This window comes from Mycobacterium syngnathidarum (genome assembly GCF_001942625.1).
Classification (GTDB): domain Bacteria; phylum Actinomycetota; class Actinomycetes; order Mycobacteriales; family Mycobacteriaceae; genus Mycobacterium; species Mycobacterium syngnathidarum.
The window spans coordinates 40,319-54,368 of sequence record NZ_MLCL01000029.1 but is presented as its reverse complement, the minus strand read 5'-3'; the positions used below and the strand labels follow the sequence as shown (position 1 = coordinate 54,368).

General features: G+C 68.9%; 15 protein-coding genes. 4 read left to right on the top strand and 11 right to left on the bottom strand.

Features of this window, described 5'->3' with window-relative positions:
* Positions 1-232: 232 nt before the first annotated feature.
* Positions 233-493 (top strand): 30S ribosomal protein S20, encoded by a 261-nt coding sequence (gene rpsT / locus BKG60_RS08225; RefSeq protein ID WP_070189062.1) that lies wholly within the window; start codon positions 233-235, stop codon positions 491-493.
* A 32-nt stretch (positions 494-525) separates the two neighbouring features.
* On the opposite strand, the gene holA is transcribed toward rpsT, so the two are convergent.
* The 3 genes from holA to BKG60_RS08210 are packed head-to-tail and all read right to left on the bottom strand — an operon-like array spanning position 526 to position 3,878.
* A complete protein-coding gene (holA, locus tag BKG60_RS08220) occupies positions 526-1,476 on the bottom strand; it encodes a DNA polymerase III subunit delta (protein ID WP_207553875.1) in 951 nt (316 codons plus the stop codon).
* Between the two features lie 25 nt (positions 1,477-1,501).
* Positions 1,502-3,061 (bottom strand): ComEC/Rec2 family competence protein, encoded by a 1,560-nt coding sequence (locus BKG60_RS08215; protein ID WP_075909509.1) that lies wholly within the window; start codon positions 3,059-3,061, stop codon positions 1,502-1,504.
* Positions 3,042-3,878, bottom strand: a complete 837-nt coding sequence (locus BKG60_RS08210) for a ComEA family DNA-binding protein (RefSeq protein WP_075909508.1) — start codon at positions 3,876-3,878, stop codon at positions 3,042-3,044. Before BKG60_RS08210 ends, BKG60_RS08215 begins: the two co-directional genes overlap by 20 nt.
* 242 nt (positions 3,879-4,120) lie before the next feature.
* Here BKG60_RS08210 and BKG60_RS08205 point away from each other — a divergent pair, with 242 nt between their 5' ends.
* Positions 4,121-5,173, top strand: a complete 1,053-nt coding sequence (locus BKG60_RS08205; protein ID WP_075909507.1) for an NAD(P)H-dependent amine dehydrogenase family protein — start codon at positions 4,121-4,123, stop codon at positions 5,171-5,173.
* Positions 5,174-5,273: 100 nt separating this feature from the next.
* On the opposite strand, the gene BKG60_RS08200 is transcribed toward BKG60_RS08205, so the two are convergent.
* The 8 genes from BKG60_RS08200 to BKG60_RS08165 are packed head-to-tail and all read right to left on the bottom strand — an operon-like array spanning position 5,274 to position 12,245.
* Complete coding sequence (locus BKG60_RS08200) at positions 5,274-6,113, bottom strand: DegV family protein (RefSeq protein WP_075909506.1); 840 nt, start codon at positions 6,111-6,113, stop codon at positions 5,274-5,276.
* Between the two features lie 2 nt (positions 6,114-6,115).
* Complete coding sequence (octT, locus tag BKG60_RS08195; protein ID WP_075909505.1) at positions 6,116-6,865, bottom strand: diglucosylglycerate octanoyltransferase; 750 nt, start codon at positions 6,863-6,865, stop codon at positions 6,116-6,118.
* Complete coding sequence (gpgP, locus tag BKG60_RS08190; RefSeq protein ID WP_075909504.1) at positions 6,855-7,535, bottom strand: glucosyl-3-phosphoglycerate phosphatase; 681 nt, start codon at positions 7,533-7,535, stop codon at positions 6,855-6,857. The genes octT and gpgP overlap by 11 nt, the downstream gene beginning before the upstream one ends.
* 7 nt (positions 7,536-7,542) lie before the next feature.
* Positions 7,543-7,929 (bottom strand): ribosome silencing factor, encoded by a 387-nt coding sequence (gene rsfS, locus BKG60_RS08185; protein ID WP_070189054.1) that lies wholly within the window; start codon positions 7,927-7,929, stop codon positions 7,543-7,545.
* Complete coding sequence (gene nadD / locus BKG60_RS08180) at positions 7,926-8,573, bottom strand: nicotinate-nucleotide adenylyltransferase (protein ID WP_075909503.1); 648 nt, start codon at positions 8,571-8,573, stop codon at positions 7,926-7,928. Before nadD ends, rsfS begins: the two co-directional genes overlap by 4 nt.
* Positions 8,574-8,606: 33 nt before the next feature.
* Positions 8,607-10,058 carry a vWA domain-containing protein gene (locus tag BKG60_RS08175; protein ID WP_075909502.1) on the bottom strand — a complete coding sequence of 484 codons (1,452 nt, stop codon included), beginning with the start codon at positions 10,056-10,058 and terminating at the stop codon, positions 8,607-8,609.
* The gene (locus tag BKG60_RS08170; protein ID WP_075909501.1) at positions 10,059-10,949 is read right to left on the bottom strand and encodes an AAA family ATPase; all 891 of its coding nucleotides are present in this window, start codon (positions 10,947-10,949) and stop codon (positions 10,059-10,061) included. It abuts the gene before it with no gap.
* A 30-nt stretch (positions 10,950-10,979) separates the two neighbouring features.
* A complete protein-coding gene (locus BKG60_RS08165) occupies positions 10,980-12,245 on the bottom strand; it encodes a glutamate-5-semialdehyde dehydrogenase (protein ID WP_075909500.1) in 1,266 nt (421 codons plus the stop codon).
* A gap of 73 nt (positions 12,246-12,318) precedes the next feature.
* On the opposite strand from BKG60_RS08165, the gene BKG60_RS08160 reads away from it, so the two are divergent.
* Entirely contained in the window at positions 12,319-13,179 is an 861-nt protein-coding gene (locus BKG60_RS08160) for a ribokinase (protein WP_070189049.1), read from the top strand.
* A gap of 44 nt (positions 13,180-13,223) precedes the next feature.
* Positions 13,224-14,048 carry an enoyl-CoA hydratase/isomerase family protein gene (locus BKG60_RS08155; RefSeq protein ID WP_070189048.1) on the top strand — a complete coding sequence of 275 codons (825 nt, stop codon included), beginning with the start codon at positions 13,224-13,226 and terminating at the stop codon, positions 14,046-14,048.
* Positions 14,049-14,050: the final 2 nt, after the last annotated feature.

Here is a 14,050-nt window from a genome sequence, read left to right as displayed (position 1 = left end):
CGCACCCCGCTGGGTTTCGCCGGGTCAATCGCCCAGCCCGTTTCGGCAGGCCAAAGGCCGATTAGCGTGGTATGAACGGGGAATAGCGGGCCCGCTGCGCCCGAGGTTTCGCCTGCACCGCTTTGGGAGTTCAGGCCCCTCGCTGGTACCCTGAACAGTCGCTGCCCGCAGTGCGGGTGTGCGCACCCAGACTTCGGTAACCCCAGCTAGAGAATTACGAAGGAATTTTTACGTGGCCAACATCAAGTCGCAGGAAAAGCGCATCCTCACCAACGAGCGTCGCCGGCTGCGTAACCAGTCCGTGAAGTCGTCGCTGCGTACGGCTGTGCGCAGCTTCCGCGAGGCCGTCGACGCGGGCGAGAAGGACAAGGCCGCCGAGTTGCTGGTATCGACCAGCCGCAAGCTCGACAAGGCCGCCAGCAAGGGCGTGATCCACGCCAACCAGGCCGCCAACAAGAAGTCGGCCCTGGCCCTGGCCTTCAACAAGCTCTGATCCTCCGGCTCCAGCCGCAATAGTTTTCCGGTTCACCGGGTGGCGAGTTCAGCCACCCGGCGTACCGCTGTCTCAAGGGCGTAGTCGGCATCTGCCGCTGCGCCCTTTACGTCTGCGTTGAGGGCGGCGACCACCCGCATGGCCTCGGCCACCGAGTCACGCGACCATCGGCGCGCCTGCTTCTGCGCCTTCTGCACCCGCCAGGGCGGCATCCCCAGTTCGCCTGCCAGCCGATAGGGGTCCCCCGAGAGCGGGCCCACCCGGGCGATGGTGTGTACCGCCTCGGCCAGCGCATCGGCCAACACCACCTGCGGCTCACCGGCCAGCATCGCCCATCGCAACGCCTCGGCCGCTCCTGCGACGTCTCCGGTGACGGCCTTGTCCGCGATGTCAAAGCCCTTCACCTCGGCCTTGCCGCTGTGATACCGGCGCACCGCGACGGCGTCGACCTGCCCGGCGGTGTCGGCCACCAGTTGCGAGCACACCGCGGCGAGCTCACGGATGTTCGATCCGACCGCGTCGAGCACCGCGTTGACCGTGTCATCGGAAACCTTGGCACGCAAGCGGCGAAACTCGGCACGCACGAAGTCGGCACGCTCGGCCGGCTTGGTGATCTTTGCGCACGGGTGCACCTGTGCACCAAGCTTTTTCAGCTGATCGGCCAGCGCCTTGGCGCGGCCGCCACCGGTGTGGATGACGACCAGCACCGTGCCGGGAGGCAGATCTGCTGCGGCCGAGGCGATCAGGGCCACGGCGTCCTTGCCCGCCTCGGCGGCGGACTCCAGCACCACCAGACGCTCCTCGGCAAACAACGACGGACTCAGCAGCTCGGCGAGCTCGCTGGTGCTGACCTCGCCTGCCCGCATCCGGTCCACCGGGACGTCGTCGGACCCTGCCTGCTGGCGCAGTGCCCGCAACACCGCGCCCACGGCTCGCTCGACCAGCAGTTCCTCGTCACCCAGAACCAGGTGCAGACCGTCGATCTGTTCACTCACACCGACGATCGTGTCACGCCGACCCGACAGCTCCGACCACCTGGCCCGCCAGCGCCCAGGCCAGCAACCCGAACACCAGAACGGCCAGCGCCCGCCGCACCCAGCGCAGCCGCCACAACACCGTCACCGCCACACCTGCCAGCGCGACCGACACCACACCGGCCACCCCCGACGGCGACGGCAGCGCGGCCGCGGGCAGCGCCGATGCCCAGCGCGCCACCGACAGCAGCCACCACAACTCGGGTCCGGTGAAGCGGATCAACAGCTGTGCCCCGCCCGGCCAGATAACCGAGCACACCGCCGCCGCCGTGCCGATCACCGTGATCGGTGGAATCAGGCCTGCCACCGCAAGATTGGCGGCCACTGCCACCAGGCTGACGGTTCCCGAGATCCCGGCCACCAGTGGGGCCGTGACCAACTGAGCCACCACCGCGACACTGACCGCCGCCGCCAACGGGCGCGGCCAACCTCGCTCCTGCAACCGGTGCATCCACACCGGTGCCACGACGACGATGCCCGCTGTGGCGCACACCGACAATGCAAACCCGACATCGACGGCGAGTTCGGGTGCCGCGATCATCAGCGCGATCACACTGCCGGCCAACGCGGGCACGGCCTGCCGCCGCCGGTGAGTCAGCACCGCCAGCAGCGTCACCGCGCCCATCACCGCGGCCCGCAACACGCTGGCCGACGGCTGCACCACGATGACGAAGCCGACCAGTCCGGCGCCGGCGAGCAACACCGCCACCCTCGGTCCGACCAGCACGGCGCTCAACAACAGCGCGCCACAGACAATCGTGACGTTGGCCCCCGACACCGCGGTCAGATGGGTCAGACCGGCTGTGCGGAACTGCGCGGTGGTCGTCGCGGTGACCGCCGAGGTGTCACCGAGTACCAGGGCCGGCAGCATGGCCGCCTGGTCCGCGGGCAGCGCCACCCGTGCCGCATCCGCGAACCGCGAACGTATCTGCGCGGCAACACGTTGCACGGCCGACGCTTCGCCCACCGCCGGGCTGCCCGACGCCGCCAGCACCGCCACACTCAGGTCCCTGCGGTCCGGGCGGCCCACGCCGGCGCGAAAGCGCACCGGGGTTCCTGGGCCGGCGCCACCGAACGACGCCGAGGCGAACACCAGGACTCGACCCGACATCGGAACCTGATCGACCTCACGCAGTGCGGCGCGGAACATCAGCCGCCCTCCGCTGATCACCCGCGGGGTCTCACCGGGAACCACCTCGACCGTCGCACTGCTGCCGTAGAGCCGTGCGATGGGATGATGCTCGACCTGGTGTACGCGGAGTCCGACCGCCATCGCGAACCCGGCAGCCACGGCCGCGACGGCCAGCACCGCTGCCGCGATCGGCCGCGGCTCCCCCGCGTCGGGCCCGGCACCCCATCGCAGCGCCAGCCAGGTCAACCCCACGGCGCCGAGGCCCACCACCGCCGCGGCGCCGAGGTGCCAGACGATTCCGGCCGCCGACACCGACCATGCGGTCAGGGCCGCCGGGACGATCCGCAGGTCCAGGAGCTGCCGCTCGGCCGTGTCCTGAAGATCACGTCCGGACCAGTTCACGCAGTTTCTCCAGCCGCGCCGGCCCGATCCCGTCGACGTCGCCGAGTTGATCGACGTTGTCGAACCGGCCGTGCGCAGCCCGCCAGGCCACGATCGCCTCGGCAGTCACCGGGCCGACACCTGGCAGCGCATCGAGGTCCGCCACGGTCGCGGTGTTGAGATCCACCGGCCCCGACGGTGCACCCGACGCGGGTACCGAGACACCGCGCGATGGTGACGCCCCGACATCACCGGCGACCGAACTACCCATGGTCACCGGTTGACCCGGTGGCGCCTCGATGCCGACCACGATCTGTTCACCGTCACCGACCCGGCGTGCCATGTTCAGTCCGATCAGGTCGGCGCCGTCGAGCGCCCCGCCGGCGGCTTCCAGCGCGTCGGCGATCCTCGCCCCGGACTGCAGTGTCACCAGGCCTGGCTTGTGTACCAGGCCGACCACGCTGACCACCACCGGCCCTCCCGGCTCAGCGGAGGCGGCCGGCGTCGGCGCGGCCGACGAAACCATCTGTACCGGTGGAAGATTCGCTGAGGCGACCGGCGGCGGCTGCTGTCGGATCAGGGCGAAAACCGTGACCAGGACCGCCAGCACCCCGACACCGGCCAAGGCCAACGCACCGGCCCGGCCTGGATCGGCGCGCGCGGCCGCCAGCCAACCCCGGCCGTCCCGCGGCGCCGTGTCCGGCAGCCATCTCGACAGTGTGCTCTCGGAGGCCGTGTCCGGATCTGGTTCAGCGCCCTCCCCGGTCTCGGGATCGTCGGCGGTGCCGGAACGGCCACCCAGACGGCGAAGCCGCTCCACTGACAATTCGGTACCCATGCCCGCGACGGTAGGTGCGGGTCACGACGATTCCGGGCTCCCGAACCTCGGGCACCGGCCGGCTGTGGATGAATCTCGCGCTGTGGACTAACTGCCCCAGCGTGAACGGCAGCACCAAGGTGGACTTCTCGGCGGCGACTCCGACGACGGTGTGGTTGCCGCCAGGATGGGCGCCTACCGGTGGTGAACACTTCACCGATAGTGTCTAGAGTCCAGCGCAGGGCTCAGCGAGGGAGGCGAACATGACCGCAGCGGGTAAGCCGATTCGGGTCATCCAATGGACCACCGGCAATATCGGCCGACGCTCGCTGCACGCGATCATCGGCCGCGACGACATGGAACTGGTCGGCGTGTACGCGTACGGCGCCGAAAAGGTCGGAGTCGACGCCGCGGAACTGGCCGGATGGCCGGAACCCACCGGCATCAAGGCCACCAACGACATCGAGCAACTGCTCGCCCTCAAACCCGATGCCTGTTGCTACAACCCCATCTGGCCCAAGGTCGACGAACTCGTCGCACTGCTGGAAGCCGGGGTGAACGTGTGTTCCACCGCGGCCTGGATCACCGGGGGCAAGCAGACCCCCGAAGACCTCGAGCGGATCGAAAAGGCTTGCCAGACAGGCAATTCCACGATCTTCGGAAGCGGCGCCCATCCCGGCCTGACCAACATGATGGGCATGGTGCTGTCCAGCGCATGCGAGAGCGTCGATGAAATCCGGATCACCGAGTCGGTCGACTGCGGGGTGTACGAATCGGCGGGAACCATGGCCGCGATGGGCTTCGGCAAAGACCCGGAGACGCCGGGGCTGGCCGAGAGCGTGCGCCTGGAAAGCGAGGTGTTCGCCGAGTCCGCGGCGATGATGGCCGACGCCATCGGCGCCAAGCTGGACCGGATCACCTTCGACGTCACGTTCACACCGGCCACCGATGATTCCGATCTGGGGTTCATGCAGATCCCCAAGGGCACGGTGGCCGGCGTGTACGGCTACCACCGTGGTTGGGTGGGCGACAAGAACGTGGTCAGCGTCGGATTCAACTGGATCATGGGCAATCACGTCACGCCCCCGAAGCCGGTGGCGCACGGCCACGTGATCCAGGTGTTCGGCGTGCCCAACATGCGCACCGTCGTGTACTGCCTGCCGTCGAAGGACTGGAGCGAGGTCAGCCTCAACGGGCTCGGGATGATCTACACCGCGCTGCCGGTCACGAATGCGGTGCCCGCCGTGGTGGCCGCGGCACCGGGCATTCTCACCCTCAAGGATCTGCCGCCGGTCACGGGACGGTTCGCCGGCTAGCTCCGTCCGGGCGCTGCCACGCCGGTTTCCACCGGAGGGTTGTGCACACGCCGGATCGACAGCCCACTGGTAGAAACCGGCGTCTGCAATCCCGGACCCGCTAAGTGTCCTCCACCGTGATACACGCACCGACCGCACCGCCACCGACGTGCACCGCGAGCACCGGGCCCATGTCGGTCACCGAGAGCGACAGCAGGTTCGGCAGGCGTTCGGTGAGCACGTCGGCGATGCCCTCGGCGTCCTCCGGGTTGTCGACATGGTGTACGACGACGCGCACGGCGCGGTCGCCGGCGGCCTCGACGATCTGATCGACAAGCGCGGCATGTGCTTTCGATATCGTCCGGATCCGTTGCGAGAGCACCAGCCGCCCGTCCACATCGAGGCGCAAGAGCGGTTTGAGTGACAACGCGGTGCCGAGCCACGACGCGGCCGCCCCGATCCGGCCGCTGCGCCGCAAGTTGTCGAGCCGGTGCACGACGATGAACGCCTGCCCGCGCGGGATCGCGGCCCGCGCCGCCGCCTCAACCGTGTCGAGAGTTCCTCCGCCGCGGGCTGATTCCGCGGCGGCCAGGGCGACGAAGCCCACCCCCATGGCCGCGGCACGTGAGTTCACCACCCGCACGGCAGGCCCGATCTCACGGGCCGTTGCCGCGGCCGTGCTGTAGGTTCCCGACAGCGCCGCTGAAATGTGCACGGCGACAACACCATCACCACCACTGTCGGCCAGTGCCTGCCGGTAGATCTCGGCAAGATCGGCCGGTGACGCCCCTGACGTGGTGACGCGGGGCCGGTCATAGATGTCCGACGGCATCTCGTCGACACCGTCGCGCAGATCGGCTCCGTCATCGAGGATGTGCAATGGCACCTGCCGAATTCCCCACTGCTCACACAACTCCGGCCGCAACCGCGACGTCGAGTCGGTCACCACCTTGACCGCCATCGTCAGTCGGTGGAATCCAGTTGTGGCACCCCGGCGGCGGCCAGGCCCTTGAGCATCAACTCGGCCACAGCACGGTGAGCTTCGAAATTCCAATGGATGCCGTCGGGATTGCCCCGACCGCTGAGCACCTCGTCGGCGACAGCCGCCTTGAGGTCCACCAGCGGCACATCATGCTCGGCGGCCCAGGCCGTGATCGCCTCGACCGTGGGCTCACGCCCATGGTGGGCCTTGCCGTAGGTGTCGGCAATGTGCACCGACGGCAACGACGCCACCACCGGGATGCCCGGTCGGTTGAAATCGATGGCGTTGCGCGTCATCTCCAAATATTCGACGGTCAGGTGCGGGGGCAGGGCCGACCGGGCGATCGGCGACAACCGAGGCTGGATCCAGCCGTAGCCGTCGCGGGTCCAGCGGCGCAGCCACGCCGGACGCACATACCGGATCAGCTCACGTACCGCCGTCGGCAGGGGCGAGGGCAGCGAGTCCATACCACTGGTGGCAAAGACGACCGCGCCCGCGCGCGGCAACGCCGCCCAGGACCGGGGATCCTGAGTGGCAGCCCACCAGACGTCGCGGGTGGTCCAACCGATCCGGCCGATCAGCTCGACATCCCAACCCAACTGCTGGGCCACGATATTGGGCCAGATTCTCGGATCGTCGGACGGCAGCCCCCCGGTCGGCCCGAAATAGGACAGGGAGTCGGCGAACACCAGCAGCACCGGCCTGCGAGTTGCGCCGCGATCAGAGGACATCGTTGGCCACCTGCGCCGAGGCGTTCCAGACATCGAGCCGCCATTTGATGGCGTCGAACGCGTCACCATCTGCCGCGGTGTCGTCCGAATGTCCGGACAGCTGAACCCAGCTGGCGTTGCCCATTCCGCCGAGCACCGGCCAGTTGTCCACCGGGAGACCGAGCAACCCCGCGGTCAGCGCCGCGATCAGCCCGCCGTGCGCCACCAGCACGACCGGACGGTCCGAGCCACCCAGACCCCATTCCGGTTGTCCGGCAACAAGTTCGGCAACCACCGGGACGCTGCGGTCGGCCACATCGACGCGGCTCTCACCGCCATGCGGCGCCCACCGCGCGTCCTCGCGCCACGCCACGCGAGCGCCCGGTGCCATCGTGTCGACTTCGAGGTGGGTCAGCCCCTGCCAGTCCCCCAGGTGCGTCTCGCGCAACCGCTTGTCGACCTGCACCGCGATCCCGGCGCGGTCACCCAGGGTCACCGCTGTGTCGAGGGCGCGCGTGAGGTCCGAGGAGACGATCAACAGCGGCTGACGCTTGGCCAGCACCTCGGCGGCCGCCGCCGCCTGATCGCGACCGAGGTCGGACAACTCGGTGTCGAGCTGGCCCTGCATCCGGCTGCCCGCGTTGTATTCGGTCTGGCCGTGCCGCAACAGGACCAGCCGGCGGACCTTCATCGCAGCCTCATTCCGTGAACTCCGGGTCCGCCGGACCACCAAGCTCGACCGGAATCGTCGGGCAGTCTCGCCACAACCGCTCAAGGGCGTAGAACTCCCGCTCGTCCTGGTGCTGGATGTGCACCACGATGTCCACGTAATCGAGCAGCGTCCAGCGTCCTTCACGGGTGCCCTCACGGCGGGCGGGCTTGTACCCGGCCAGTCGCATCTTCTCCTCGACCTCGTCGACGATCGCGTTGACCTGTCGCTCGTTGGAGGCCGATGCGATCACGAAGCAGTCGGTGATCACCAACTGGCCCGACACATCGATGACCACCACATCGTCGGCCAGCTTGGCCGCGGCGGCCTGGGCGGCCACCGTCGCCATCGCGACGGCCTCATCGGTCGCGCTCATCGAATCGGCTCCATGATGCGTTCACCCTTCCCGTCTGCGGAGTACAACCCGCGTTTGGCCACGTACTGCACCACACCGTCGGGTACCAGGTACCAGATCGGCCGGCCTTCGGCGGCCCGCTTACGGCAGTCACTGGACGAGATCGCCAGCGCGGGCACCTCGACCAACGTCAATGCGTCCGGCGGCAGCTCACGCAGCGCCGCCTCGATATGTTCACCGTCCAACTCGTAACCCGGCCGACTGACGCCCACGAACCTCGCCATGGAGAACAGATCCTCCCAGTTCTGCCAGGACAGGATCGATGCCAGGGCATCGGCGCCGGTGATGAAGTACAGGTCGGTGTCGTCGTTGAGATCGCGCAGGTCACGCAAGGTGTCCTTGGTGTAGGTCGCGCCGCCCCGATCGATGTCGACCCGGCTGACCGAGAAGCGCGGGTTGGAGGCGGTCGCGATCACCGTCATCAGATACCGGTCCTCAGCGGCGCTGACCCGCCGATCGTGCTTCTGCCACGGCTGACCGGTCGGGACGAAAACCACCTCGTCGAGTTCGAACAGGTCGGCGACCTCGCTGGCGGCCACCAGGTGGCCGTGGTGGACAGGATCGAACGTCCCGCCCATCACACCCAGCCTGCGCCGTCTTGCCACAAAGAGGCAGCTTACGGCAGCCGCAAGCGCGGCTCAGACCGGCAGCAACCCGTCGATCACGGCGGCCAGCTGTTTGGCCGACCGGCACTCGTGCATCGGGATGGTTTCGAGGTACTTCGGTGCCGCGGAGTCCCCGCTACCCCACAGATGCTTGGGCTCGGGGTTGAGCCAGTGCGCGTGCCGACTGGCCGACACCATGTGCGCGAGCAGCTCCGTCTCGGGGTTTCGGTAGTTGTTCCGGCCGTCGCCCAGCACCAGCAGCGAGCTGCGCGGCGACAGCACGTTGGGGAACTTGTCCAGGAAGGATACGAAAGCGTGCCCGTAGTCGGAATGCCCGTCGCGGGTGTAGACCCCCGCCTCGCGGGTGATGCGCTGCACCGCCACCGCGAGATCGGCCTCGGGCCCGAACATGTCGGTCACCTCGTCGGTGGTGTCGATGAAGGCGAACACACGTACCCGGGAGAACTGCTGGCGCAGCGCCGAGACGAGCATCAGGGTGAAGTGGCTGAACCCGGCCACCGACCCCGACACATCGCAGAGCACCACGAGCTCGGGGCGGGCCGGATGCGGCTTCTTGAGCACGACGTCGATCGGCACACCGCCGGTGGACATCGACTTGCGCAGTGTTTTGCGCAAGTCGATCTCGCCGGACCGGGACCGCCGACGCCGGGCCGCCAGCCGCGTCGCCAGCGTGCGGGCCAGCGGCTGCACGGTCTTGCGCATCTGGCGCAGCTGCTCCCCGGAAGCGCGCAGGAACTCGACGTTCTCGGCCAGCTGCGGCACCCCGTACATCTGCACGTGGTCTCGGCCCAGCTGCTCGGCGGTGCGCCGCTTGGTCTCGGACTCGACCATCTTGCGCAGCTGGGAGACGCGCTGAGCGGCCAGGGCCTTGGCGATCTCCTCCTGGGTCGGCGTCGGCTCCTCGCCATAGGGCGCGAGCAGCCCGGCCAGCAGTCGGCCCTCCAGATCGTCGAGGCTCATGGCCTTGAGTGCCTGATACGACGAGTACGACGGACCGCGGCTGGAGTTGTATCGACCGTAGGCCTCGACGATCCGCGCGATCATCGCCGCCATCCGGTCGTCGAGGTTGGCCAGATCCTCGTTGTCGGCCAGCATCTGCACCAGGGCCTCGCGCATCGCCTCGATGTCCTCGGGCGGCAGCTGGGGCTGACTGTCGCCGTCGGCGGCATCGTCGTCGTCATCCAGCACCGTGCGCGCGCCGAGCGCCGCCGGGAAGAACAGGTCGAACATCGCGTCGTAGGTCTCGCGGTGGTCCGGACGCCGCAGCACCGCGCACGCGATACCCTCCCGCAACGCCTCCCGGTCGCCGAGCCCCAGCACGGTGATCACCCGGCCCGCATCGACCGTCTCCGACGGGCCGACGGAGATCCCTTGCCCGCGAAGGGCTTCTACGAACTCGACAAGGTGCCCGGGCCAACCGTGGGGGGCCAGCGGCTGGGGCGGTCGAACCCGGCGGGGAACCATTTAGTTCAGCCTCAGCTCGCCGGCGGCTCGCACTTGGTCTGACTGGTGTTTGAGCACCACACCCAGGGTGGCGGCGATCATCTCGTCGTCGATGGTGTCCAGTCCCAGGGCCAGGACGGTGCGGCCCCAGTCGATGGTCTCGGCGACCGACGGCAGCTTCTTGAGCTGCATCCCGCGCAGCACACCGATGATCCGCACCAGTTCGGTGGCGATGTGCTCGGGAAGCTCGGGCACCCGGGACAGCAGGATGCGGCGCTCCAGGTCCGGGTCTGGGAAGTCGATGTGCAGGAACAGGCAGCGACGCTTGAGCGCCTCGGAAAGCTCACGGGTGGCATTGGAGGTGAGCAGCACGAACGGCGGCCGTTCGGCGGTGATGGTGCCGAGTTCCGGGACGGTGACCGCGAAGTCGGAAAGCACCTCCAGCAGCAGGCCTTCGATCTCGATGTCGGCCTTGTCGGTCTCGTCGATCAGCAGGACGGTCGGGTCGGTGCGCTTGATCGCGGTCAGCAGCGGACGGGTCAGCAGGAACTCCTCGCTGAACACGTCGTCCTTGGTCTGGTCCCAATCGGTGCCCGACCCGCCGGCCTGTCCGGCCTGGATTCGCAGGATCTGCTTGGCGTGGTTCCACTCGTAGAGTGCGCGGGCTTCGTCCACGCCCTCATAGCACTGCAACCGGACCAGCTCCGAGCCGGTGGTCGCCGCGACCGCGCGGGCCAGTTCGGTCTTGCCGACGCCCGCGGGCCCCTCCACGAGCAACGGTTTACCGAGCCGGTCGGCGAGGAAAACCGCTGTCGCGGTGGCGGTGTCGGGCAGGTATCCGGTCTCCGCGAGGCGCCGCGCGACATCGTCGATGTCGGCGAACAACGGAGCGGGGCGAGCGGGCACGCTCATGTGGTCTCCTGGCTTCTGTCTGGTCGGCGCCTAGGCCGGGCGGGTCTGACCGTCTCCCCACACGATCCATTTGGTCGAGGTCAGTTCGGGCAGGCCCATGGGTCCGCGGGCATGCAGCTTCTGGGTGGAGATGCCGATCTCTGCGCCGAAACCGAACTGCTCTCCGTCGGTGAACGCGGTGGACGCGTTGACCATCACCGCGGCCGCGTCCACCTGCTCGGTGAAACGCTGGGCCGCAGCAAGATCCGTTGTCACGATGGCCTCGGTGTGCCCGGTGCCGTACGTGTTGATGTGGGCGATCGCCCCGTCGACCCCATCCACCAGGGCCACGGCGATGTCCATCGAGAGGAACTCGGTGTGTAATTCCTCGTCGGTGGGATCGGCGTGCACCGTGACCCCGGCCTCGCGCAGGGCCGCGGTCAGCCGCGGCAGCGCGGTGGCCTCCAGCGCCTTGTCGACCAGCAGGGTCTCGGCGGCGTTGCAGACGCTGGGACGGCGGGTCTTGGAGTTCAGCAGGATCTTGCAGGCCAGGTCGATGTCGGCCGAGGAATGAACGTAGACATGGCAATTGCCCACACCGGTCTCGATGGTGGGCACCTGCGCATCGCGCACCACGGCCTCGATCAGGCCGGCTCCCCCGCGCGGGATCACCACGTCGACCAGGCCGCGGGCCTGGATCAGGTGGGTGACGCTGGCCCGGTCGTGGCTGGGCAGCAGTTGCACGGCATCCAGGGGCAGACCGACCGACGCCAGAGCCGAACGCAGCGCGGCCACCAGCGCCTCGTTGGACCGGGCCGCGGACGAACTGCCGCGCAGCAGAGCGGCGTTGCCCGATTTCAGGGTGAGCCCGAAGGCGTCGACTGTGACGTTGGGCCTGCCCTCGTAGACCATTCCGACGACGCCGAGCGGCACCCGCTGCTGACGCAGTTGCAGTCCGTTGGGCAGGGTGCGGCCGCGCAACACCTCGCCGACCGGATCGGGCAGTCCGGCGACCTGGCGCAGACCGGCGGCGATGCCGTCGACCCGTTGTGGGTTGAGCGCCAGGCGGTCCAGGATCGACTCGGGGGTCCCGGCCGCACGCGCGGCCTCGACGTCGGCGGCATTTGCAGTCAGGATCTCGTGGACGTGAGCCAGCACGCTGTCGGCGGCGGCATGCAGCGCGCGGTTCTTCGTCTCGGCGCTCAGGGTGCCCAGGACGCGGGCGGCGACGCGGGCCCGACGCGCGGCCTCGTGCACCTGCCCGCGCAGGTCGGCGTCGGGCACGGCAGTCGTCGGAGACTCTGTCTGAACGCTCATCTAGCCAGCGTATCGGAGGAGTTGAGGTGCTTCGACAGGTGTCAGGCGCCGGTAGCAACTAGCCTTTTCATCCATGGCCGCTGCGCGGGTTTGCGTCGTCGGGAGTATCAACGCCGATCTCACGTTCACCGTCGGCGCACTGCCGCGCCCGGGGCAGACGGTGCTCGCATCGTCACTGGCTTCGGCGCCCGGCGGCAAGGGCGGAAACCAGGCGGTGGCGGCCGCGCGCGCCGGTGCCGAGGTGGAACTGGTGGCCGCGATCGGTGACGATGCGGCCGCCACGATCCTGCGCCGTCATCTCCAGGCCAACGGGGTCGGCGCCGAGTCCGTGGCCTGCGTGCCCGGTCCGAGCGGATCGGCGGCGATCCTGGTCGACACCGTCGGCGAGAACTGCATCGTGGTGGCACCGGGCGCCAACTCGCGCCTCGAGGTGGATTCCGCGGCGGCCCGTTCCGCCATCGTGTGGAGCGAGGTCACCTTGATCCAGTTGGAGATCCCGGTGACGACGGCGATCGCGGCAGCCAAGCTGGCACGGGCGGCCGGAGCGGTGGTGATGCTCAACGCGTCGCCCGGGGGCACCCCCGCCCATCACCTGCTGGCCCTGTCGGAACTGGTCGACGTGGTGGTGGTGAACGAGACCGAGGCGGCCGAGTGGCATTGGCCGGTGCGGCATCTGGTGATCACCCGAGGCGCACGAGGAGCCAGCTATCTGAGCTCCGACGAGCGCTTCGACGTGCCGGCCCCCACGGTGCAGGCACTGGACACGGCCGGCGCCGGCGACGTGTTCGCCGGGGTGCTGGCCGCCGGATGGACCGCGGGCCACGAGCAGGCGCTGCGGCGCGCCTGTGCCGCCGGGGCCCTGGCCACCTTGGTGCGCGGGGCCGGCGACTGCGCGCCGTCGGCCGCCGACGTCGACGCCGTCCTGACCCCCTGAGACGGCCAACTGAAGCCGATACCGTTGGCGTTATAGTCGCCACCATGACGCAGGGACTCTCCCCACGGCCACCCGACGGCGACTGGCTCGGCACCCCCTATCTCAAATTCGAGCGACGGGGTCCGTTCGGCGTCGTCACCCTCGATCGCCCGGAGGCCCGCAACGCGATGACACCGGCCATGTACTTCGGCATCCGGTACGCGGTCACCCATGTCGAGGCCGACCCGGATCTGGCCGGCCTGCTCATCACCGGGGCCGGGGACGTGTTCGCACCGGGTGGTGACCTCGGCGGCGGCAACGGCGTCGACGACTGGATGAGTTTCGGCGCGGCCCTGTCGATGGATGTCACGCCGTTCGAAACCCTGCGCCAATCGGTCAAGCCGGTGGTCAGCGCGGTCAACGGGTTGTGCCAGGGCGGCGGGTTGCAGATCGCGATCTGCAGCGACATGGCCGTGGTCAGCGACCGCGCCACGTTCCGGGTACCCGAGTTGTACCGCGGCATCGCCGACACCTACTACAGCCAGATGCTCGCGCGCCTCATCGGACCCGTGCGCACCCGCGACCTGATGTTCACCGGCCGCACCCTCACGGCGCAGGAGGCGGTCGACTGGGGCATGGTCGCCCGCGTGGTCCCCCACGACGAACTGCTCTCTGCGGCAACGGAAGTGCTCAGCCAATGCTGCCGGACCGCACCCCGGGCCCGCGGGGTGGTCAAGTCCAGCCTGGACAGCTACATGGGCCTCTACGACCGGATCGGCATGAAGGCCAGCTACAGCGGCGAGGAGGCGATGGAGGGCTTCCGCGCGTTCAAGGCCCGCCGCTCACCGGAGTGGGTACATCCGGACCTGCGGGCACAGGGCCGCCTCTAGAC